This window comes from Polyangiaceae bacterium, assembly GCA_015075635.1.
Lineage (GTDB): Bacteria > Myxococcota_A > Polyangia > Polyangiales > Polyangiaceae > JADJKB01.
Map to the genome: position 1 here is coordinate 1,405,355 of JABTUA010000001.1, position 23,977 is coordinate 1,429,331.

Annotated in this window: 10 protein-coding genes; 9 read left to right on the forward strand and 1 reads right to left on the reverse strand. The window is 66.7% G+C overall.

The window, feature by feature from the left end:
• Positions 1-89 precede the first annotated feature (89 nt).
• The 9 genes from HS104_06450 to HS104_06490 all read left to right on the forward strand — a co-directional run bounded on the left by HS104_06450 (position 90) and on the right by HS104_06490 (position 22,139).
• A complete protein-coding gene (locus HS104_06450; protein ID MBE7479613.1) occupies positions 90-782 on the forward strand; it encodes a response regulator in 693 nt (230 codons plus the stop codon).
• 833 nt (positions 783-1,615) lie between these two features.
• On the forward strand, positions 1,616-2,923 hold the full coding sequence (locus HS104_06455) for a hypothetical protein (GenBank protein ID MBE7479614.1): 1,308 nt from the start codon (positions 1,616-1,618) through the stop codon (positions 2,921-2,923).
• 23 nt (positions 2,924-2,946) lie between these two features.
• Positions 2,947-3,738, forward strand: a complete 792-nt coding sequence (locus HS104_06460) for an SUMF1/EgtB/PvdO family nonheme iron enzyme (GenBank protein MBE7479615.1) — start codon at positions 2,947-2,949, stop codon at positions 3,736-3,738.
• 8 nt (positions 3,739-3,746) lie between these two features.
• On the forward strand, positions 3,747-8,459 hold the full coding sequence (locus HS104_06465) for a hypothetical protein (protein ID MBE7479616.1): 4,713 nt from the start codon (positions 3,747-3,749) through the stop codon (positions 8,457-8,459).
• A gap of 7 nt (positions 8,460-8,466) precedes the next feature.
• The gene (locus tag HS104_06470) at positions 8,467-10,104 is read left to right on the forward strand and encodes a hypothetical protein (protein MBE7479617.1); all 1,638 of its coding nucleotides are present in this window, start codon (positions 8,467-8,469) and stop codon (positions 10,102-10,104) included.
• Positions 10,101-17,645 carry a hypothetical protein gene (locus HS104_06475; GenBank protein ID MBE7479618.1) on the forward strand — a complete coding sequence of 2,515 codons (7,545 nt, stop codon included), beginning with the start codon at positions 10,101-10,103 and terminating at the stop codon, positions 17,643-17,645. Before HS104_06470 ends, HS104_06475 begins: the two co-directional genes overlap by 4 nt.
• The gene (locus HS104_06480) at positions 17,645-18,142 is read left to right on the forward strand and encodes a hypothetical protein (GenBank protein MBE7479619.1); all 498 of its coding nucleotides are present in this window, start codon (positions 17,645-17,647) and stop codon (positions 18,140-18,142) included. The genes HS104_06475 and HS104_06480 overlap by 1 nt, the downstream gene beginning before the upstream one ends.
• Before the next feature lie 240 nt (positions 18,143-18,382).
• Positions 18,383-18,634, forward strand: a complete 252-nt coding sequence (locus HS104_06485) for a hypothetical protein (GenBank protein MBE7479620.1) — start codon at positions 18,383-18,385, stop codon at positions 18,632-18,634.
• Between the two features lie 61 nt (positions 18,635-18,695).
• Positions 18,696-22,139 (forward strand): hypothetical protein, encoded by a 3,444-nt coding sequence (locus tag HS104_06490; protein MBE7479621.1) that lies wholly within the window; start codon positions 18,696-18,698, stop codon positions 22,137-22,139.
• Between the two features lie 451 nt (positions 22,140-22,590).
• On the opposite strand, the gene HS104_06495 is transcribed toward HS104_06490, so the two are convergent.
• The gene (locus HS104_06495; GenBank protein MBE7479622.1) at positions 22,591-23,973 is read right to left on the reverse strand and encodes a DUF2779 domain-containing protein; all 1,383 of its coding nucleotides are present in this window, start codon (positions 23,971-23,973) and stop codon (positions 22,591-22,593) included.
• Between the last annotated feature and the right edge of the window lie 4 nt (positions 23,974-23,977).

Here is a 23,977-nt window from a genome sequence, read left to right on the forward strand (position 1 = left end):
CTGCGACCGCAGGGTGAGGCCAGGGCCGGGGCCGGGGCCTATGAAGAAATCGCGCAACTCCCGCGGGTGAACGACCGATGGACGCACCGATGGACACTCCCCCGGACGGCACGCGGGCCATTCAGTCCCAACGCCCCGACGTTTCGGTCGCTATCATCGACGACGAGGAGCTGCAGCGCCGAGCCCTCCGGCGCCTTCTTCAGGGCAAAGGCTTCTCGGTCCAAGACTTCGAGTCCGCGGAAGCAGCGCTGCGCTCCGGCGTCCTGCTGAGCTGCGACTTGATTCTCCTCGACGTGCTGCTCTGCGGAGAGAATGGGATCAGCGCCTGCCGCCGGCTGCGCGAACTGAAGTTCGGGGGCGGAATCGTCATGGTCAGCTGCCTGGGCCACTCGGACATCAAGGTCGAGGCGCTCGACGCGGGAGCCGACGACTTCGTCACCAAGCCCGCCCCGGGCGCGGAACTTCGCGCAAGGTTGCGAGCGGTGGTCCGGCGGGTCCGCGCAGCCCGCGCCAACGGTGCCGGCGCCCGGTCGCGCCTCAAAACGGTGCTGGATGCGCTCAAGCCCGGTGCAGAACGCCGGATATTCAGGCAGCTCGTTGCCGCGAAGGGGGAGCCGGTGGAGCTTGACGCCCTGAAAGCCTTTGGACTCGAGAACCCGTGCGCGACCGACAAGGCACTGGAGAAACACATCGAGCGCATGCGCGACGTCCTGGAGCCGCTTGGCGTGCGCATCGAGACCGTTGTTGGCACCGGGTACAGCTGCTCTACCCAGTTCGACTGACCACGCCGTCGTTGCGCGTCGCGCCGACGCAGATCCGCGCACACTGTCGTATGGATGTCGGATCTTGTCGGTTGACGCCGAGTCCTCGCGGGCAATCCTGAATGGGCTCAGGCGGCTGCAAGTGCTCGTTGGCGCGACGGTGGAGGAGGAACGCGAAGAGTGAGGACCATGCCGGATTGGAAACCGTCGAGCATGGCGACAGCGGGCATTGGCGCGCGGCGGGCGCTGGCGGCCGTGTACACGCACGGTGAGGATGGTTGGATTTCCGCGCGATCCACGATGACACCACTCGTGCGGGCGGCGGTTTCGGTTGGCGCGCACAGACGCGGAGGAGCAAGGCTCGGCCGATGAACCTGCGCGCGTTCTCCAAGGCGGCGATTCTTGCGGTTTCCCTCACGCTGACAGCTGGCGCCACACCGCGCCCACCTGCTGACGCGTGGAGTGTGAAGGGATTAGTTGTCGAGCACTTGAGTTCTGGAATTGTGGTGCGCCCCGCGTCGGCTGCACTGGCGGTGAGGTTGAACGTGCCGCCCTCGACGTCGCAGCAAGCGCTCGGCGCACTGCGGGTGCCGCTTGAACCGGTCTGGCACGCGGGTGCACGGGCCTTCCGGATGGTAGCGGGCCTTGACGGAGTTTCCGCGCTCAGAATAGTGGGCGAGTCAGTGGAGTTCATGGACGCGACCGGCGCTCCACGATTGCGGGCACGTCCGCCGCGGAGCGGTGGACACGATGCTCGCTGGCGCGCTTCGACACCGAGTTGCGCGGCGGACGAGTCGCCAGCGGTTCCCTGGGGACGGCAGCTGGTCTCGCCAGGTGCCTCAGTATGCGAAGTCGTGTTTACCCCAGTCGATGGTTCGCAGACCGCCCTCGCACTCGAAGCGGAGTGGACCCTGACCACAGACATGGCCGTGGAGCGTGCCGAGCATTCGGCTACCGTTCTGAGCAGCGGGCGTGTCCTGGTTGTGGGTGGAGTCTACGGGGAGTCGTCTGCCGAAGTCTTCGACCAGGCATCGGGCACATGGGCCACCACCGGCTCGCTGAAGAATGGGCGGTACCAGCACCACGCGGTGCGACTCGCATCTGGGACGGTGCTGGCCTTTGGTGGCTGCGATGCGCCGGTATGTGCGTACGAGCACATCTTGACTAGCGCGGAGCTCTACGAACCGCAGACGGGCACGTGGCGCGCGGTTGGTGCCCTCGCGGAAGCCAGAATCCTCGACGCGGCGTCAGCACTGCTGGACGGTCGCGTCCTCACTACCGGGAGCTGCAAGGACGGCCGTTGCCTCGATCAAGTTGGTGCGTCCGCGTCGGCGGAGCTATTTGATCCGGTAGCCGAAAAGTGGTCTCCGGCCGCAAGCATGGCCACGTCGCGCGCGGGTCACACCACGACCCTGCTTCCGAATGGGCACGTGCTTGCCGCTGGCGGATACAGCGTCGATGCACTCGGCTATCCTGAGGTCACGGCGTCGTCTGAGGTCTACGATCCAGACTCCAATACCTGGTCGAAAGCCGTCCCACTACCCGGTCCGCGGTGGCTTCACCGAGCTGTCGTCATGGAAGACGCTACTCTCGTGCTTGCTGGCGGCTGCAGCGGACTCCCAGCTAGCTGTCTGGGCTCGCTGTACTCGACCGCGCTTGCTTCACCGCTGAAGGCGCTCGTTGCGGGCGGAACCTGGAAGGAAGTGGTGGGGCTCGCGAGAATCTCCCATGGCGCGGCGGCCTTCGCGGGGGGCGTGCTCGTAGCCGGGGGAGCCGAAGCATCGGGAGCTTGGAGTCCTGCGGCGTCACAGCTCATTGGCGGGAGCGCCGCGCCTCTCCCTACGCTTGGCGCGGCTCGAGGGTCGCCCACCGTGACAACGCTGCTCTCGGGGGCGGTCCTCGTTGCCGGTGGTCATGGCGAATCCAGTGTACTGAGCTCTGCTGAGGTCCTGAAGCTCACGGTCAGAGGAAGCGGGGGTGCGCCCGGTGAGGGAGGTACCAGCGGCGCCGGCGGCGGTGGGGCGGGGGGCGACGGGCAGGGTGCGGACGCACGAGAATCCGGCGCATGCGGGTGTCGAACGCCCGCGCAAGAATCGGGGCACTCCGCGGTAGTGCTCTTTGCCTTTGGAGTGTTGGGAATCTGGAGGAGGCGAGCAAGATGAGTCGGGGACGCAAGAGAAGTGCAATGTCAGCCGTCGTGCTGAGTATCGCCGCCGGCGGGACCCTTTCGTGCGCCGACGGCGAAGAGCGGAACACGTCGGCGCGGGCGCCGAAGGACGCAGTTCCGGCCCAAATCGGCCTTTCTGGCGGTACGGTGACGGTAGGCGTCAAGCTCGGAAAGTCCAGGCACACGACTGAGGTGCAGTCATTTCGCATCGCCGTCACTCCGACCACTGTCGCCCAGTACGCTCGCTGCGTGGAAGGCGGAAACTGCTCGGCTCCAGGTGACTCCTCGCCCAAGTGTGCAGAGCGCGCGGCGGGGGCGGCGGGGTTCACGTTCGATGTCGAGGGTGCCGCCGATGCGCCGGTTACGTGTGTGACACCGAAACAGGCCAAGCAGTTCTGTTCATGGGTTGGTGGGAGCCTTCCAACCGTTGCTCAGTGGTTGCTCGCGGCGCGCGGTCCGAACGTGACCCGTTTCTCTTGGGGCAATGAGCCGGTTACCTGCGAGCGCCACTGGACGGTCAGCTGGACCAATCCTCGCTCCTGTTGCCGCGACAACTGCAACCCAATCCTCGGCGCCATCACCGGAACCAAGGCGGGAACAGGTGAGCCCGGCCGAATGCAGGACACCTTGGTCGCCCCGGGCGAATTCGTCAAACCCGAAGCGGATCAGCGAGTGCTCGGGTGCGCGCCGCAGCACGACGTCTGTTTGATCTCGGGGCGCGTTCCAGGTGCGATCGACGAAGTCCGGTCGTTCGAGGCCGAGTCAGCGCCGGGCCCGGCGACGTTTCGGTGTTCATGGAGTGCCGAGTAGGAGGGAACATGACGCGACTTGCAAAATTGCTGGTGGCACTACCACTGCTCGCGGCTTCCTGCGCCACGGCGACCGATCAGCCTGAGATTGCCACTCGGGTGTCAGCTATTGCAGTACCAGGACTGACGCCGGTTCCTTGCTGCGCGAAGACTGCACCGAAGAACGTAGTCTGCGGAGTCCCTTCCTCCACGACCGGGAATGTGGAGTCCAAATGGGACGGCACCCAAATCGACCTCGTCGTCGCGGACGCTTTCGCGGCGTGCATGATGGATCCGGTCACGGGCCAGTTTGCCACTGCAGAACTCGGTACGGATTACACAACCGACGACTACCTCCAGCAGATCAAGGCTCACATCGCGCACGCCGCGCCGAAGAACAGCCCTCCGTGGAAGTCAGGGATCGACAACCGGCCATGGTACCAAGCGTGGATCGAGCTGCGCGCGGAACGCCTATACAACTGCGATCCGATCACGCTGGCCAACAACCAAGCGGTCATCCTGGAACCCGTCGGTGTCAAGGAGCGCATTGTCAACCCAACTGCGAGCCCAGCGTTGGACCAGGCGAGTGGCCTGCTGCGCGTCGCAGGCGTGAACTTGTGCATCGCACAGAAGATGCGGCAACTTGCGCCTGGCGCGTCCAGTGGCGAAGCGCTCCTGCTCGGTGAAGCAGAGCAGCGCCAACTCCTCGATACGATTCGACAGCGCGTGCAGATTGCCATGCTGCACTACGCCGCACTTGGCGTTCTCTTTTCTGCGCCCCGCAATCCGGGGGCGACCGGGCTGCTCGCGAGCGTTCAGACCTGGGCCGCGCAGTGCGCGGATAACGCCATCCCAGGTTGCTCCGGGGACCCTCGTGCGCACCTGTTTGCGATGGGGCGAGACTTCGCCGCCGCAGTACAGCTCCACGTTGCGGTTAGCGAAGAACTGTTGTCCTTGCTGGCGCGTAGCCGTGGGGCGAGACTACCAACGGACCGCGTTGGACAGAACCGCGGAGACGAGCTCTGGGGAGCGGGTTCTTGGTACCAACGACTGCTCGCCGCTGCGTTTGGCGGGCAAGCACTTGCCGTTCGGGACGACGGTCCCTGGCTCCACCCGACGGGATCCCAGCAACCCGGCGATGTCCCGTACGCCAGCGGAAAAGGCCTGCCTGGCTGGGGCTTCGACTGGCCGGAATACTCCGCTCACCCGCACTTTCAGCGTGACGTTCTGGAGCCCCAGGTCTGGGAGCTTTGGAGTCTTGCGCGGTCGCATGACGCCGTGCGCCTCGTCGTTCAGGAGGAGTCCTGTAACGCGCTCTTGGAGCAGGAGAGTGCTGACTTCCTATACAAGAGCGTCGAGACTCAGTTGCGCAAGGATACATGCTTCAAGCCCGTGACGGGGGGGCCATGCGGCTCCGGTGGCACATGCGGGGTCGGTTTCAATTGCGACGATGTGACGAACACGTGCACGGGATGCGAGACGTCGGACACCGTGCTCGAACCAACGCTTGCATTCCCCAACGAGAAGTACGTCTTGTGGGAGCAGCACCGCATTACGCCGCAGCACGCCCGTCAACTCGTCGAGTTCCTGATTCGAGCGGTCGACTACGCGGCAGTCCCACCTGCGACTGATATTACGTACCCAGGCCAGCTTCCACCCATATGCAATGGCGGGCAGTGGTGGGCGTGGCCTATGGCCGAAGACAAGTCCATTGACACACGAGCTGGGGCCGTCAACGCGACCAGGTCGTTGACATTTGAGTCGATGACCAGTCCCACCGGGAAGGTGCTCCACATCCACCGCGACGAGGTCTTCGCGCAGCGCTCACTGGAGGATGACGCGCCCAGATTCACTCGCTATGGCACGCAGACGTTCATGGCGCCGTGGGAAGTCAATCCGCTGGTGACGTATGGGTGGGCCGGGCAGGGCCCAATGCCAGGCCTTACCAACCACTTCCGGGACGCTTCGTTGGGCAGCGTTTCTGCGCTAGCGGCCACACGGCAAATGCTCATGTGGAGCATGGCGTACTTGACCGATAAGGCATACACCCAGCAAACGTTCCCCGAACTTCCACGCTTGACGGATTACTTTGCCGAGGGACGCCGCGTCATCGAAACCATCAACGGAGCGATTGGGACTAGCAGTGTGAATGTGCGTCCAGCACTAGAGGTGAAGGGCGATACTCTGTTGGTTGCCGAGTTCGTGCCCGAGCCATCCGTGTTCCTCTCAACGTACTATGTTGAAGGGACATACGGTGCGGATGACGCGTTCTGGCAGCCCGGTCCGGGCGTCGCTTGGGGAGTGTGTGCGGCGCATTCGCCGCTCGCGGGAAACCTTGTCTCGGCGCCAACGATCTCTCTGTATGGGCAGACACTTGAACAGGTCATCAACCTCGCGTACGGCAACCACGAATGCGGACTGGTTCTGCCCCAGAACCCGACGCTGGACTCATACTACGGAGCGACACCGCGCCGGTGGGCGGCATTCATGCCGCTGGATGACGAGAAGACGCACACGATCTTCGCGGTGCGCTTCGACTCTGACGGAGTCCAAGCCCGTTTGCTCGGTGCGAACTTGCGATTCGATGTCGACCACCTGGAAGAAGGACAATACATCGCAACCGGGGGCAAGCTCGGGGGACTGATCCAAGAGCAGCGAGTTGTCACCCCGCACAACCCGGTGCGACCCGCATTTGATGCATTCGGCCTTCCACACGACTGGAGTCCCCAGTACACCCCGGATTTGTCTGGAGGTATCAACTCGGAGGACGCGCCCGCTCAGTACATGAAGCTCGCCAAACAAGCAGCATCGAGCGCCACTGCCGCAGTGGAGAAGGCAGTGGACGGGCTCGTGCAGGACTACGAATCGGAGCAGCAGCTCGCGGCAGACAGCGCTCTCGCGACGGTGGCCTTCAAGGAGGCGCTTGCGGCGTCCTGCGGAGCGGCCTCCGATACTTGCGAAGTGAAGTTGACACGGACTACGCCAAGCATCGACTGGTACCCAGGCGTCCAAGCGCCAGTGCCGAATACTGTGTGCGCGTCGGCACCGGACCCTGAAACGCAGCCGTCGGTGGCGATTTATTGCGTCATCGAAGAAGTGGTGAACGCCGTACTGACGACTGAGGTCCAGGTGGCAAACCCGGTCCTCGCGCAGATCAAGGCGTCGAAGGCGCCCGCTTTCTCAGAGTATGCGGGCGGCGAGCTTCAGACCGCGTTCATCGAGCAATGGACCGCGCTCAAAGCGCCGAGTGAAAACCTCAAGTCGCTGTATGCATCATGGAAGGCTGCCGACGCCCAAGTCGAGCTTGCCGAGAAGATCCTCGAGTCGAAGCAGAAACTGAAGGACCTCAACTGCTCCGCGGGGACGATGCGGAAGGCGCTACTGCAGGGACTCTCCGCGTCGGCTGGCTTGAATCTGGGAGGCAAGGGCGGCACAGGAGTTGGGTTCGGTCTCAGTTGGTCGCCCGGACCTTGGCTTGCTCAGAAGCACAAGTGTGAAGAGCTAAAGCTTGAGCTCCCGCCTGCACAGCAGCAAGTGGTGGTGTCTGCCCTGTCCGGATATGCGGGGATTGTCAGCGCAATCAGCGGGACCACGGACTCGATTGCGCGCATCCAAGAGAGCGCCGCACGCATTCAGCAGATTCTTCAGAGTGCAGGGCTGGCGAAGTCTCGATTCGAACTGGAATCGTCCCTCGCTGCATCAGGCTCTCGGACTTCTTTTGGGTTACACCGGAGGTATCGGGCCTACGACTTGTGGCGCGCAAAGGCGCTGGTCGAGGGCGCTCGCCGCTATGCCCTTGCCGCCCGTAGGAGCATCGAGAGCAGATACGTTGTCGATCTCTCGGCCATCACCGAGCCGGAACCGTTCGTCCAATCGCCATCGACCTGGGCCGACGAGGTCTACGGATACGACCTCAGCCTCCCCAAGGCTGTCGGCCTCGCCGTCGGCACGCCCGTCCCCGGTGGGATCTACGCGAACAAGATCGAAGACTACGTGGCGAACCTGGAGGCATTCACCGCCGGGTTCACCTTGAATCGTCCAAGTGCTGTCGCTCAATCCGATATCGACGTGATCACACTTCCCGGGCTCGCCGCCGGCGAGGCTTCGAATGTCGATGGGCAAGACCTGTACCTTCAGCGCGGGGAGTGGTTCATGTTGTGCGTCCAAGACGGCGGTAACGGTCCCGGCGTCTGGACAGCCGTCAAGCCGACCGACGGGACCGGAACGTTCTGTTCCCCCGGAAGTCACCCAGTCCGGGCGAGACTTCGGTTCCTTCTCGACCCTTGGGGGCGTCTCAACAAGGGGATTAGCTCCGAGCCCTACGACCTCAGGTACAACGCTCGCTGGGGATTGATCGCGGTCAATTTCGTCGGAACGGGGGTCAAGGACTGCAAGAAGGCCGCCGACCCCCTAGCCTGCTACAATGAGGGTTTCATCCGCTACGGGCTGACCCAGACGGGGCCCGCCTATGTGACGGATTTTGGCGGCGCGTGGCACACGGCTGCGCTGCCGATCGGGCGCATCGAGGGAGCAAAGGGACTCGCTGCTGAGCTCTGGCTGGACCCATTGAAAGATGGTTGGAACACCCAGTATGTCGGGGCAGTAAGCCGGACGGAGCTTCAGGTTCGCCCCTTCGGAGGCGCCTACGAGCTCGAGTTTGAAGTCCTGCCGGAGGTCGTGCTCGATCGGATAGAACGCGTGCAGGTGCTTGCAGGATCCTCCTACTGGGTTGCGCAGGAGTAGGTGCTGCATGCGGTCCTGGGCGCAGCGGCTCGGTGCCTTCTCCCTCGCCGGGAGCATCGCCTCGGCGGGAGGGTGTGGTCCGACCGAACCGGGTGGCGCCGTCAATGGCGGCCCGGCCACCGGAGGTGCTTCGGGTGTAAGTGGTGCTGCCGGCAGCGGCGGCGCTGCCGGAGTTCCCGGCAGCGGCGGAGGCGCGGCTGGCGGCGGCATCGGCGGCAACGGTGCAACGGGTGGTGATGCGCTCGGCGGCTCCGGCGGCATCAACCCCGGCGATGGCGGTAGCGGCGGAGCGCCAGACGCGTCGGCGGACGTCGACAGCGGCCCCGTCTCGACCGTCTGCGGCGACGGCATCCGCGGCCTCGACGAAGAGTGCGACGACGGCAACACCTCGAACGACGACGCCTGCACAACGACCTGCTTCGTGAACGACTTCCTGTGCGTCACGCCGCCGGTGAACGATTCGGGCAAGCCCGCTTCAGGTCGCTACCTTGGCGAAGGCCGACACCCGGTCGCTGCCGACGCCGATGGCTTCGCCGTGGCCTACGTGGAGCCCGGGTTCGCGCCGCCGCGCATCGCACTCAATGCGTTCGACCCGAAGGGCGTGCGCATCGCGAGCCCATTGCTCGTGAGCACCGGGACCAAGTCGAAACCGCTCCTCTTTAGCTCACCCGTCGTGGCGGCGCTTCCCGGTACGAAGTACGCGGTGGCGTGGACGGACTTCGACGGAGATGGGGACTCGCTCGGTGTCGCGCTGCGGCTCGCCGATCCTTCCGCGGCGCCCTCCGGCGAGCCCGCCCATGCCAACAAGACGACGACGTTCTCACAGTCGGACCCAGATGTTCTCTGGACCGGGACAGAGCTCGTGGTTGCGTGGGTCGACGATTCCGATGCGGTGAACGGTCCAGACATCCGCTACCGGCTCTTCGACGCGGCGCTCAATCCCCAGTCGACAGGTGACCAGACGCTTGCCGACTCACCGAACGCCGAAGCCAACGTCGCGCTCGGCACGTTCGGATCGACATGGGCGGCGGCGTGGCGCGCGACCACCACGAACGGCTCCGAGACCCTCGAAGCACGGTCCGGCAGTACCACCTGGTCGGTTGGCCCACACGTTCCTCCGGGGACCGAGGACAAGCCGGCTCTGGCCGAGCTCGACTCGTCCACGCTGCTGGTCGTGTTCAGCGCGGGCTCAGGCGCGGCGTCCAAGCTCCGTGGTGCGCTCCTGAGCCCGAGCGCCCCCGGCGTCACCGCAGCGATCGCGCTCGATACCGGGGTGACCAAAGCCCAGAGCCACCCGAACGCCGTTCGCGTCGGCTCACGCATCTACCTCTCATGGCGCGAAGCCGCTGCATCCGGCGATCCGAAGGCCGAGGAGCTCTGGTTGCGCGAAGTCCTGTGGAACAGCTCGACCATCACCTTGGGCGCGCCTCTGCGCTTGCCTAGATGGGACGGGCACACGCCGGGCGACCAGCGATTTCCCGCGCTTGCGGCGAGCCCTCTCGCGCCTGAGGGCGCGCTGGTCACTGCGTGGGACGACTATGGTCTCGTCTTCGGAAAGGACGAAGGCGCGCCGGACGTCGTCGTCGAGTTCATACCTGCGCCGATCCTGCGAAAGAACCTCATGCTCGATGCGGGGTCAGGATGAGCCGGCGCACGGGTGTGGCAGGCCGCATCGCGCTCGTCGCGGCGGCGCTCCTCGGGTCCTGCGTGGCGCTCACGACCGGTCCGGAAGCCCGCGCGAGCTCGCCCGAGAAGTCACCGCCCGCCGCGGAATCCGCGGACGAGGCTTCGACCGAAGCCCAGGCGGAGTCCGAGCTGCCCGTCGCGGAATCGTCAGAGCGCCAGAGCTCACAACCGGCGGTTCGGAACAAGAGCGAGGCCAAGGTCAGCACCAAGCCCGTCGCCGGCGTGGACGTGTCCTCGACACCGGTGGCCCCCGCGATACCACCGGCATCCCTGCCGAGCGGCGCCGACAAGAGTGGCGTCACGAGCCAAGCCATCTCGCTCCCCAGCACCAGTGGGAGCATCCAGGGCATGGGCGAGAGCTTCTCTGCCCAGCTCTCGACGGGCATCGCCACGTTCAGCGTGCCCTTCTCGCTGCCCTCGGCCCGTGGGGCTGCGCAGCCCTCGCTCGGGCTCTCGTACAGCTCGAGCGCAGGGTTCGGCGCGGCGGGCGTGGGCTGGGATCTTCCGGTGCCGTTCATCGCACGGCAAACGGATCGAGGCGCCCCGAAGTACAACGATGGGACGGGCTGGCACCCAGAGCGGGACCGCTTCGTGTTCAACGGCGGGCAGGAGCTGATCCCGATCTGCACCGTCGGTCACGCGACGCTCGGGTGCGCGGGCAAGCTCCAGGCAGGCGAGGAGCTCCCGGCGTGGGCTACCGGGTGGGAGTACTACCGTCCTCGCGTTGAAGGGTCGTTCCTCCGCTTCTTCTGGAACGGCAGCAGTACGTGGCGCGTGCAGAGCAAGACCGGCGTCACGATGGAGCTCGGCGTTCCACTGAACGAGACCACGTACACAGCCGGGCTCGAGCGCAACTCCGATGCGCTAGCCGAGATCTACCGCTGGCACCTCGTCCGGCAGTACGACACCCATGGCGACGCCAATCCAAAAAACGTCGTGGTGTATCGCTACACCCAAGACTCCGGCCGTGCCTACCTGACGGACATCTACGACACGACACCCAAGGCGAACCCGACCACGACCACGCTCGCCGACTTCGCTCACCACACCCAATTGGTCTGGCAACTCCGACCCGATCCCACCTTCTCCTTCCGGCCCGGTTGGCGCATCGACCAGCGCTGGCGCCTCGCGACGGTGGAAGTCGCCAGCAAGACCTTCGACAATACCGGTGGATTCAAGCGCGTCCGCAAGTATCACCTGACCTACAACGACTCCTTCCACGTCTCGCTGCTCGAGAAGGTCGAGGTCGAGGGACGCTGCGCGGGCAGCGAGGCGTCCGCGCCTGGCGAAGGCGACGCGCAGTCGTGCGCGAAGCTGCCGCCGATGACGTTCGAGTACACGCACGTCAAGCCGCAGCCCGGGAAGCTCGGGTTCGAGGATTTCGTGGAGAAGCAAGTCTCCCTCGGCTCGAGCCCGAAGTACTCCCTCGACGAGGCGCTCACCGACCTGTTCGACGTCAACTCGGACGCGTTGCCGGACGTGGTGGTCACGGCACCGGCCCTATTCAACGGCAAACACGGCCTTTTCGTCAGCGGCGCTGCCGGCGCGACGACGAACCCGCTCGGCTTGGGGTTCAGCGCGACGACGATTGCGGTCGATCCTGCCGGAATCCCTGCGGGCACGGACGAGAACATCCTGAAGCTCTCGAACACGAACGTCTCGGTGTTCGATTTGGACGGCGACGGGCGCGCGAACCTCGTGCACATGCCGATCGCCAAGAAGTACGAGGTGCTGGCGCCGGAGCTCGTGAACGGCGCGTGGCAATGGAAGGGCCGGTCGATCAGTACGGCGTCCGCGCAGGACGTGAAGATCGACTTCACGAACGAAAGCTCGAAGATTCGGGTCTTCGACGTTGATTCCGACGGCCTCGTGGACGTCGTCGTCACGACCGGCACCCAGATGCAGACGTTCTTCGCCCTTGGACGCTACCCGTCGCAGGACGGCCAGTTCGGCAAAGGCACGCGCACTGGGCCGGAAAGCGCCACGGCATCGAACGATCCGGTGACCTCCTGTCTCCCGTGGAGCGCAACGCCGATCCAGTTCAGCGATCCGGATGTCTTCCTCGGCGACATGAACGGGGACGGCATCACCGACATCGTGCGGGTGCGCGCCGGGGAGATCCGGTACTGGCCGGGGCGTGGGAACGGGTTCTGGGGAACGGGAATTCGCAACAACTGCCCCTCCGGGACGTTCGGTCAAGACCGGCACATCGCCATGACGTCGAGCCCAAACTTCGGGGTCGTCGGCGACGGCAAGCTCCTGCTCGACGACGTGAACGGCGACGGGCTCTCGGATCTGGTCGAGGTCCGGTTCAACGCCGTGGACGTCTACCTGAACGTGAACGGCGAGTCCTGGACCGACCGGCACATCCTCTACAACACGCCGCCCAAGCCCGCCGCGACGGACCGCGTGCGCCTGGTGGACGTCGACGGCTCGGGCACCCGGGACATCCTCTGGGGTGACGGCTATGACTACAAGTACATCGACCTGGCGGGCGGCGTGCGCCCGTGGCTGCTGGCCAAGGTCCAGAACGGCCTCGGCAAGACGACGGCGGTCGAGTATTCGACCTCGACGGCCGAAATGCTCGCGGCCGAAGCGACTCCGGCGAAGTGGGCGACGCGCATGCCGACCGTCGCGCACGTCGTCAAGAAGGTCACCGAGCAAGACGGGCTCGGCGGCGCGTACGTGACCGAATACACCTACGGAGACCCGGGCTTCGACGGCCAGCAGCGCGAATTCCGCGGGTTCGCGCGCGCGTCGGCCCGCCGCGTCGGCGACGTGAACAGCCCGACCGACATGACCAACTCGCGCTTCCTGCTGGGCGAGTGCGTGGACGAGACGCCCACGAACACCACTGCCGAGTGCACCCTGCCCGAGCGGTGGCGAGACAACCCGCGTGAGGCGCTGAAAGGGCTGCCGTGGCTGACCGAACGTCGCGACGAGACTGGGCGCTACTTGCAGACGGAGTCGAACCGGTACGTGCTGCGCGAGCTCTACAAAGGACTGGACGGGAGGGTTGTTCGACACGCCCACGTGGTGGAGACCGGCCAAACCCTGTACGACACCGCCCAGGCCACCACGGCGTCAACCGTGGCCGCCGTGAACGCCGTGACGCTCGACGTCGCCGGCACCACGACGGACGACACACCGGTGAGTGTGCCGACCCGTGCGAGCGCTGGGTTCGCCCGGACGCGCTCGATCTTCGTGGTCGATGGTTTCGGAAACCGAACGCTCGCCAAGGCCTTCGGGTGCGAGAGCGGCGATGCGTGCCCGGCGGTAGACGAGGAAATCTGGCAGCACACTCTCGCAGCGCTGCCGCCGGGAGATCCGACGAAGTGGAACTGGCGCACGAGTCGGAGCTTCGTGACCGGCAAGAACCACGGCACGACGGAGTGGAAGGACACACGGAACACGTATGACGCGAACGGAGATCTCATCTACGTCCATGCCCAGCTCGCTGGGTCCTTGGGCGTGGACCGTTCGGTCGCCGGCTCAGTGCCGACGGGTCTGTCCACCGACGGTCTCAAGATCGTCGCGAACAAGACCTACGACCAGTTCGGCAACGTCACCGACGATGTCGCGCCCGTTGGAGGCGGGCAGACTGAGCGCTGCCGGCAGATCTCCTACGACACTGCCTTCGCCGACCTCCCGGTTACCGAGACCATCTTCCGCGGCGGCTGCGGCACCGCCCCGTTGACGACGCAGGCCGACTTCGACCGCGGCTTCGAGCTCGCCTCGGAGGTGAGGGACTGGAACGCGCAACCCGCGAGGATGACGTACGACCACTTCGGACGCCTGACGGCGCTCACTCGGCCGCTGCCCGGTGGCGGCGCGGGCACGGTCGAGACCGTCAAGCTGGCCTACTTCCTGCCGCCCGATCTGAACAAGCCCTACTCGGCCATCCACTCGATGACTCAGGACGGTGGCGGGCCCGCGGAAGCGAAGTACCTCGAGTCGGTCTCTTTCGTGGATGGGATGGGCCGCACGCGCGCGACGTTGAAGGAGGCCGACAAGGCCGCTGGTGATGGCGGCGATTGGGTCGCCGGCGGGTTCGTGGACTTCGACGCGAAGGGCGCGCTTCGCAGGAAGTATCTCGAGGTCTTCTTCACTGGTACGTGGCAGTCCTTCGACGTGAGCGTCGCCCCGAGCGCCCCGTACGGCCGCCAGCGCTACGACGCCTTCGGCCGGCAGCTCCAGACCTTCGACCTTGACGGCACGGTCACGCTTCAGAGCGTCTACCACGCGCTGAGCACAGACCTCTTCGATGCGGCCGACATCCTTCCAGGCCCACATCAGGGCACGCCGGCCACGGAACGCCGCGACGGACACGGCCGCACCGCGGTCGCGATCGAGCGCTTCCGCGAGAACGGCTCGATCATCGCGCGCGAGACCCGCACCACCTATCTGCCAACCGGGGAGCCCGAGGTCATCGAGCGCGTGCGCGCCGGCACGAACGACAAGGTCGTGCGCTGGATGCGCTACGACACCCTCGGGCGCATGGTGCTCAACGTCGAGCCCCACACCACGGTCGGGTTCACCGCGAATCCCGCGGCAAACGCCGACGTCGGGCAGGGCATCAAAGCGTGGCGGTACGCATACAACGATCAGGGGGAGCTCCGCGCGACCAGCGACGCGCGCGGTTGCGGCTCGAGCTTCTTCTATGATGGCGCCGGGCGGTTGGCCGGCGAGGACTACGCGCCTTGCGTCACGGGCCAGCACGCGGCCTACAGCGCGCCCACGGTCTCCACCCTGACCGGCCTCGAGGTCATCTACCTCTATGACACCGCTCCGGCGACTCCGATCACCGGGCTCGAAGCGCCGGCGGGCTTCTCGACCGGCTTCTCCCTCGGCCGCCCGGTCGCCGTGTTCGATCGAGCCTCGGCCGTCTGGAGCCGATACGACGCGCGCGGCCGCAAGCTCGAAGAAGCCGTGCGGGTCACGCGACCGAACATGACCGGCCCGCTCGCAGGGCGCTACGCGCCCAGGTGGTACTACAAGACCGTCGCGTTCGACGCCGCCGACCGAGAGGTGAAGGCCAGCACGGGGGCCACGGTCGCCGACCTGCTCGGTACGAACAACGAGAGCGCGGTCGAGACGACCTACACGAATCGCGGCGCAGTCGGCAGCGTGGCCGGGAGCTACGGCTCGCTGGTCAACAAGGTGCTCCGCACCGCCGACGGTCTCATCGAGTCGATCGAATACGGAGACATCGCGAAGACCACGACCGACTTCTTCTTCGACAATCGGCGGCGACTCAAGAACGTCCAGACCTACCGCGGTCCTCCGCCGCAGTGGTCGGTCTCGCCCGCGGTCATTCAGCCCGCGCCGATCCCGGGCTCGCTGCCGACCTTCCAGCTCCTGCTCCAGGACGAGGATTTCGCATACGACTCGGTCAATAACCCCGTCGAGATCCGCGACTGGCGCATCGCTGACGAGTGGCCCGCCGGAGCGAAGCCTGTCACACGCAAGGTCCAGTACGACGACCTGAACCGCGTGCGGCGCGTGGACTACCAGTACGCGGCCGGCGACGACACCTGGACCTCGCCGTTCGAGGCCGAGAACAGCGGCACCGCCGCACTCCAGGATCCGCGCCGCGCGACGCCGAGCCCGCACTCGTCGTTTGCCAAGCGCCCGCTCTGGCAAGCGTTCGAATACGACTGGCTCGGGAACACGTCCAAGACCGACGACGACGTTGGCGGCTTCTACGACCGCTCGCTCGGTTCGATCACCAACAACCTGACGAACGGCAAGCCGTACCAGCTCGCAGCCGCCAGCAACAAGAGCGGCACCTCCACCCACAAGGGTGAGCTCAGCGCGAAGTATGACGCTGCTGGGCATCTCGTTCGCCTGGCGCTCGAGCGCACCGGGCCGTGCCTCCCGACTCCCGGCGGGTGCAGCCAGATCTTCGAGTACCAGTGGGACGAGGTCGGCCGCCTCGCCGAGGCTGCGCGCTGGGACCTGCCCACCGGCGCCGCGCCGCCGGCCGACGGCGTGCCGACGGGCGCAGTGCTCGGGGCGCGCCTCCGTCACGCATACGACGCCGGCGACCAGCGTGTCCTGAAGACCGCGATCGATTCGAGCGGCGCTGAGCGCCACACGGTGTACGTGTTCGGCTCGCTGGAGCTGCGGAGGGCAGCGTACGGGTTCGCGGGGACCGCGGACGACGCGGACTACGAGCTCTCGAAGACCACCGAAGTCCCATACCTATTCGCGAACGGCGCCCGGCTCGCGCGCGTTGCATGGGAAGACCTCGACGTCCCGAGCATCGGGCAGTCACATCTCCACGTCCTCTTCGAGCTCGGCGACCACCTCGGCTCGACGAGCGTGGTGTTCGACCGGGCGACGAGCGAGCTCGTTGAGAGGAGTACGTTCCAGGCGTACGGGGCTGCGGAGAGCGACTACAGGCCTGCGAGGTGGGCCGGATTCAGGGAGGACTATCGGTTCACCGGCAAAGAGAACGATGTTGAGGTCGGGCTGCAGTACTTTGGCAAGAGGTACTACGCGCCGCTTCTGAATCGGTGGGTGAGTGCGGATCCGTTGACCGTACATGCGCTCGGCGCGGACCTGAATGTGTACGCGTACGTGAGCGGCGGGGCTCTGAAGAACGTTGACCCGCGCGGTCTACAGGAAACTGGAGGGAGCGGTGGAGCGCCGGCCGCGAATCCAAGCGGCGGATTCGAGGGGGCCGGCGGCGCGAACAACGGCCAGGACAACGTCGGCGTGGCCGCCGGTACTCAGCAGGGATGCTGGTCCAACATGTCGTGTTCGCAGAGCGCGTCCGGGATGCCATCTCCGACGCCCTTCCTGCCGCCGGCGCGGACTCCGCCTCCGCCACCGGCGCCGGTGGGTCCGCGAGCAGCTCCGCCGACGACCACGGCGCCGGTAGTCGGCGAGACCCTGGGGACGCGCATACTCACTGCGCTCTCTCGGGCTTCCATCATCCTCGGAGCGGCGCTGATGATGACGGCAGACGCACCAGAACGGTCGTCACCGCAGTTGGCATCTACGCCCGGCGGCTCCGTGGCGCCTGCGGCGGCTTCGCCGACGGCGCCCGGTGCACCTCCCGATGGCGGCGGTGGGAGTGGCGGGAGCGGCGGCAGTGGTCCAAAGGGCTCCAAGCTCTTCAAGAATCTCGACCCGAGCACGCCTACCACCCCAGTACGACCGTCAGTGCTTGAGCAGCGAGGGGGAAAGTGGGTGGAGATCACGCCGAGCGGGCAGGTCAGATCGGCCAGCGGGAGCTACAATTTCGTCACACAGAACGGCAGGATCTACGCGATGCGCGTCAGCTTGAAAGCCGGAGCGACTCGGATCGGACACGCGGACATCGCGAGGGGAAGCGACGTTGAATACGCTGGGAGGATTCAGTTCTCTGGTCGAACAACGCGTGGGGAGATTCGATGGTGGAGCAATGAATCAGGCCATTTCCGTCCGGGCCCAGAGTACAGTGGCCAGGCAGGGTTGCCTTCCAGCAGCTTCCGACCGGCGCAATTCGAGTGATGCCTGAATCTCTTGATGTGGAGAACGTGCCGCTTCGGCCACGAAACAGCGTGCGAGAAAGCACGCTGGTCCGCCGATTGCGGAAAGTGCCCGACGCCGAGAGATACGAGCTCATCCAGCGCCTGATTTCTCGCGACATCGTCGTCGGGTTGGAGGTCGCTCGCGCCGCGCTGACGAATCGCAAGCATGCGGAGAATTTGCTGGAGAGGGGCATCCTGGGCTCGGACCCAAGCGATGTAGAGCTTTGGCTTCGCTGCTTGGTGCCGAAGGTCGGGGTGGGTCGGGTTGTTGCCTTTCTCCGTCGTGAGCTTGAAACCTACCCTGACGCGGTCGATAACGCCCTGTATTGGCTGCCCCGCTTCCTGACCGCTGCGAGCGAACGGGAGAAGGCGCAGTATCGTGCGTTGCACCGCCTGGCATCAGCACAAGGTGTGATCCGAGGGCCGAAGCCGATTCGTGATCAATCCGGCGGTGTGCGGTTTCGCCGGGTCAAGTAGCGACACGCCGCGGACCGAATAATGGCGCGTTGGCCCGCGGCGGGCGGCCCATCGGTGCACCTCGCCGCGCCGCGTGGAAGTCGAGCCGCGCTTCGCCGAACTCCGCCGTCGAGACCCAACGCACCATTACACGGCCGCAGTGACGAGCAGCGAGACCACTCCGCGCCGTGCAGAGGGCGGCGCGGCGGGCCGTGCCCGCCGCGGCGGCCGTGACGTGGTCACGACCCATCAAGGGCCAGGATGCACGAGGTGGTCGGAGCAGAAACGGCGGAAGTAGCCGACGATGTCGGCGGCGTCTTCCTTCGAAACCTTGTCGAAGTGGCCGTGGTCGGCACTGTTGCGGAGCTCCGCGAGCGCGGTGATCCGCTTGTGCACGAGCTGGTCGTGGATGCCGGCGCGTCCGAGCTCGGCGTTGAGCCCGTCGATGGTCGGGGAGAGCTGCCGGTGAGCAGGGAGAAGACGAGCCTGCTCGAGGACTTCTGGCGGCGGTGAACGAATCAGCCCTTCGCACCACCGCCGCGTGCTGGCACAATCGCGGGCGGGTGGAGGCACCATGCGTCTTGCACACATCGCACTGCTGCTGATCGTCCTGCTCGCGTCGCTCGCGTCTTGCGAGGGCAACGACAGGCGGGGCGGCAGCTCTCCGCCGCGCGTCGCGTCCGAGGAGATCCGCCTGGACTTCGCCGCGTTGGTCGAGAGCGCTCGCTTCGCCTTTCGCCGTGAGGCGCCCGGCTTTCGCGCCGCGTGCGGTAGCTATACCAGCCGGAGCCAAGGTGCCGTGCTCAGCGTCACTCCGAGCGGCCGGGCCGAGTCCACGCTCAGCCTGAGCCTGGAGCGGGTGTTTCTCGGGCGGGACGGCTGGCGAGCCGCGTTCGGCGAGGAAGGCATCGCCGAACGCGATGGGTCGGTCAGCTCGTCGAGCGACGGAGTGACGGAGCGCCGTCGCAACACGCGCGCTGGGGTGCTCCAAGATTGGACGTTCGACCGACGACCCGAAGGAGCAGGCCCGCTCGAGGTGAGGCTGCGCGTGTCCGGCCTGCCTCTGGCCGCGCGCACGGCGTCGGGGCTTCATTTCCTCGACCCAGGCTCGGGCCTCGGCCTCGCCTACGGCCACGCGACGTGGATCGACGCGAACGGCGAGAAGCTCGCGGTCCTGGCCGAGCTCGTCCTCGACGAGATCGTGCTCCGCGTGCCCGCGGGCGCGGTCGACGGCGCACGCTATCCGGCCGTCCTCGATCCGTTGATCTCTCCGGAATTCGGCGTCGACAATCCGGTGTCCACTGCCGACGACTCGCCGTCCATGTCCGTGGCGCGAGCCGGCAACACCTACCTCGTGAGTTGGATGAGCCCCCAGGGGTGGGTTTACGCCGCGCGCGTCGACGCGACCAGCGGGCAGCTCCTCGACCCCTTCGGCATCGAGATCGCGCTCGCGAGCGACGCGTTCGGCGCTGTGCTCGGGGCCGCTCGTCCGTCGGTCGCGAGCAACGGCACGGATTTCCTGATCGCCTACCCCTGGACTGTGAGCGGCTTCTTCTCGGACGTGCTGGCCAAGCGCGTCCGAGCGTCGGACGGGCTCGTCCTCGATGCGAAAGACATCCCGATCTCGACCACCAGCGCGCTGGAAGGTCGCCCGGCGTTGCTCTTCACCGGCTCGCAATACTTCGTGGTCTGGTCCGAAGGCGGGTCGGCGGGCGTGATCCGCGGCGCGCGCCTCGACGCCGTGACGGGGCAGAGGGTGGACGGCAGCCCGACGACCAGCCCCACCGCCATCATGACCGGGCTCAGCGGCACCGGAAAAGCCGTGGCGACCAACGGAGCGAACGTCCTAGTCGCCGCTGACGGCAAGGGAGCTCGCTTCGACGCCACCACGGGCGCGGTGCTGGACTCGACGCCCTTCAAGATCACGGGGCTCGCCAGCGGCCCTGCCGTGAGCTGGGGCATGGACGATGCCTCGGCGGCGTTCGACGGCACGAACTACTTCGTCGCGTGGAGAACCTGGGGCGGGGGTGGCATCACCGGGGCCCGGGTGACGCCGGCCGGGGTCGTGCTCGATCCTCCCGACGAGTTCAACCAGCTGCCCGGTGGCCTCCCGGTGTGCAGCGCGACCGGAGTCACCCAAGCGCTCGTACTGGCGAGCGGCACGTCGCGGCTGCTCCTGACCGTGCAGTCGAAGGCGCTATACGCTTCGCGCCTCGACACGACCACTGGCGCGCTCGCCGACAAGCAGACCGGGACCTGCGGCAAGTGGATCGCGGCGGTGACAGGCGCCGGCAACCCGATCGTGGGCGCCACGCTCTCGCCCGGCAGCTTGCTCGCCCTCAACTACAGCGTGGCGATGCAGGTGGACCCGACCACACTCGCCGTGCAGAAGTCGACCGTGGTCGCCAAGTCCGCCAACGACGAGCTCGAGCCGCGGGTGGCCTCCAACGGTGCCGATTTCCTCGTCGTCTGGGCGGACAATCGCAATCGGCAGCCGGGCCTCGACGACAGCGACGTCTTCGCCGCACGGATCAAGGGGCAGGACGGCAGCCTTCTCGACCCGACCGGATTCGCCGTGTCCACCGGCGCCGGCAAGCAGCTCGCGCCGGCCGTAGCCTCCGACGGCAAGGACTATTTCGTGGTGTGGGAGAGCGGTACGAGCGGCATCCGCGGCACGCGCGTTCGCGCCTCGGACGGCGCCGTGCTCGACGGGACGCCTGCCTCCGACGGGAAGCAGGTCCACTACTCCTCCGGCAACGTCGCGCGGACGGAGCCGGCGATCGCCTCCGACGGCGTGGGCTATCTGGTGGCGTACCTCGAGCAGGTCTCCGGGGGTGGCAAGGCGCTCAGCGCGGTGCGCTATGCCGCCGACGGCACGCTCCAGAGCAACGTGAGCGGCTACCAGATCTCCATCGGCAGCGCGAGCAACGATCGCTCGGGGCCGGCGGTCAGCGCGGACCGGGTCGCGAACGCTTCGCAGCGGACCTATCTCATCGCCTGGCAAGAGCTCTCCGCCGGCAAGTGGAAGCTCCGTCATGCGCGAGTGCGCGCCGCGCTCGGCAGCAGCATCGACCCATCGGGGAAGGACGTGGCCGACGTCGATGACAAGGCGCGGGTGCAGGCCGCCAGCGACGGCGCCAACTTCCTGCTCGCGTGGGCTCAGAACGCGGGAGGCGCCCCGGCGCAGCGCAACGTCTTTGGCATGCGCGTCGAGCCAGCCAACGGCACGCTGCTCGACCCCGCGCCGATCGCCATCGCCACGAGCTCGCTCGACGACTTCACACCGAGCGCCGCCTTCGACGGCAAGCACTACTATACGCTCTGGTCCGCTCAGGCCGCCGGGGTGAGCGCGGTGGTCGGGATGCGCCTCGGCTCAGACGGGAAGCTACTGGATGGCCCGGCGAGCAACGGCGGCTTCCAGGTCTCCGACGCCCTCACCTCGAGCGTGCGCGCTGCGGCCAGCGCTGCGGGCCGAGTGCTCGTGGTGTACCCGCGAAGCATCTCCGCGCAGGGCTCGACGGCGTCGCGGGTCCGTGCGCGTTTCGTACAGGACAGCCCGGAAGAGCTCGACGCGGGCATCTCCTGGGACGGCCCTTGGTGGGTGCCGGACGCCGCCGACGCGAGCACCGACGGCGCGCCCGCCGACGCACCCGCCGAGGTCGCCGCCGAGACCAGCATCGACGCCGGGCCCGACGGTGCGGGAGGCGGAGCTGGGAGCGCAGGAGCGCCAGCGGGCGGAGGGGCCGCGGGCTCGGGCAGCTCGGGCGGAAGCGCGGGCGGCGCGGGCAGCGGCCCGAGCGCTGGCGGCGGTGCCGCGGGCACGAGCGCTGGAGGCCACGCGGGCCAGACCGCCGCCGCGTCGGGTGACGACTCGGGCTGCGGCTGCCGAGTCCCCGCGCACGGTGGCGCGCGCGCCAGCACGGTACTCGGGCTGCTATTCGCGCTGGGCGCGCTCAGTCGTCGAAGGGGTCGACCGCCGCTTCCACGTGCACGAGCTGGCGCGAGCCGAGCTCGGTGACTTCGCCACCTTGATGCCGAGCTTCGAGAGCTCGCCGGGTTGGGTGCCAAGGCGCAAGGTTCCAGCAGGTGACATGACGCGGAGCGCCCGCGCTTCCACACACCCCAATGCACACCCACCCTTCGAAACGGGAGGGAACGCCCAGGCACGCGTGGTCACGTAACCTTGCGGATTTGTAACGGGTCGACACGGCCCGTCACCCTCTTCGGCTCCTTGCCAAGGTGGACGTCGAGGGTTCAAATCCCTTCTCCCGCTCCGAAAATCTGAGTGCGAATTCCGCCGGTTGAGCCCTGAAGCTCAGCCGGCGTTTTTCGTTTTGCCTCCCATGCGCACCCCGGTGCACACCCCGGCCATCGGGCCCTTCGGTTCCGCTTCGTGGATCTGCCGGGCAGGCGCGGCCGCGAGCCCGCGCAGCCTCTCCACGATCTTCACCAACCCCCAAGTGTCGAGCTCACAGTACGCGAGTAGCGCCGACCTGAGCTTTAGTCGCTCCGCTTGGGACAAATCCGCGCCAGCGAACATCAGCCGCTCGAGCTCCGCCGTCGCGACGCCGCCATCCTGGATCTCGAGCTGGGCGTGGTTCAGCTCGGGCACCAGCGCCGGGAGCACGCGCTTCAGGCCGAATCGGCCGCCGAAATCGGGGTGGTAGACGTGGTTGCGAACGATGGGGAGCAGGTCGCGCATGCGCCCCGCGATGTCTGCCAGAGGCGAGGCGAGATGCGGTAGGGCATCGGCGAGCTCGCGAATGCGCTCGAGCTCGGAAGCTGGCGTTGTAGGCCACGATGGTGTTGGCGCTTCGCACAGCGTGGATGAGCGCTCGAGCAAGAGCCTCGCGCGGATCGTCGGGCCCATCGGCGAGCCACTCGTGATGGTCGAAGCCGCCGAGCCTATTCTCGATGTGGCAGGAGAACTGCACAGGTAGCGAGTCGTACGGACTACATCCCTGCCAGACCGGAATGGGCAGGGACACCGTCTCGAAGTCGAGATAGGCGAGCGGACCTTCCAGTTGAGCCAAGGCGTCGCAGAGACCGGGCTCGACCACGATCTCTCCGCTCTGCACCGCACGGCGTTGCCGATCGGCGATGTCGCTCAGCTCGACGTCGTCAGGGAGATCGTGGATGGACTCGTAGCCGTCCTCGAGGAGCTGCTCGACCCGCTTGCGTCCGATCTTGTAGAGCGTGCCCACGTGGTCCTTCGGCGCTTCGGGCCAGCAGCGGGGCACGAACGGGCAGTCGTAGGGGTCGTTGCAGTGATCGCCGATGTCGACGTCGGGCAGCGGGCCCTCGAGCATCCGGAGCTGGCGCCGGACCTCGCGCGGGATCTTGGGTAGCTCGGCTTCGACCTGCTCGGTCACGTCGGCGCGCGTGAACAGGTTCGCCAGGTTCGGGTGACGGCACTGGGTGTTCAGGTGCATGACCTCGGTGCGCGCGACGTCGAGCCCCGCCTTGCGAACCACGTGGGTCTGGATGGCGGCGTCGGGGATGTGGGCGGGCTTCACGCTCGTGGTGCTCTTGACCTCGGTGACGGTCCAGCCGCGCCTCGACCAATGGAGGATGTCCACGGCGACGAAGACGCCGTCCGCGTTGAACGACGCCTCGTAGATGACCTTGGCTCCGTGCTCGAGGGCCTTGCGGGTGTCGGCGAGCCGTTGCTTCACCTCGTAGTACGGCAGATCGATGAGCACGCCGCCCGGGATGTAGCCGCGCGCGACCTCGCCCACGTCCGAGCCGTGGTCGAAGACCACCTGCAGCGACGCATCGACCTGAAGCTCGGGCGCGGGTCCACCACAAGCGACGGTGGCACTGGAGCCCGGCGGTGAATCTCGAAGCTGCACGGCG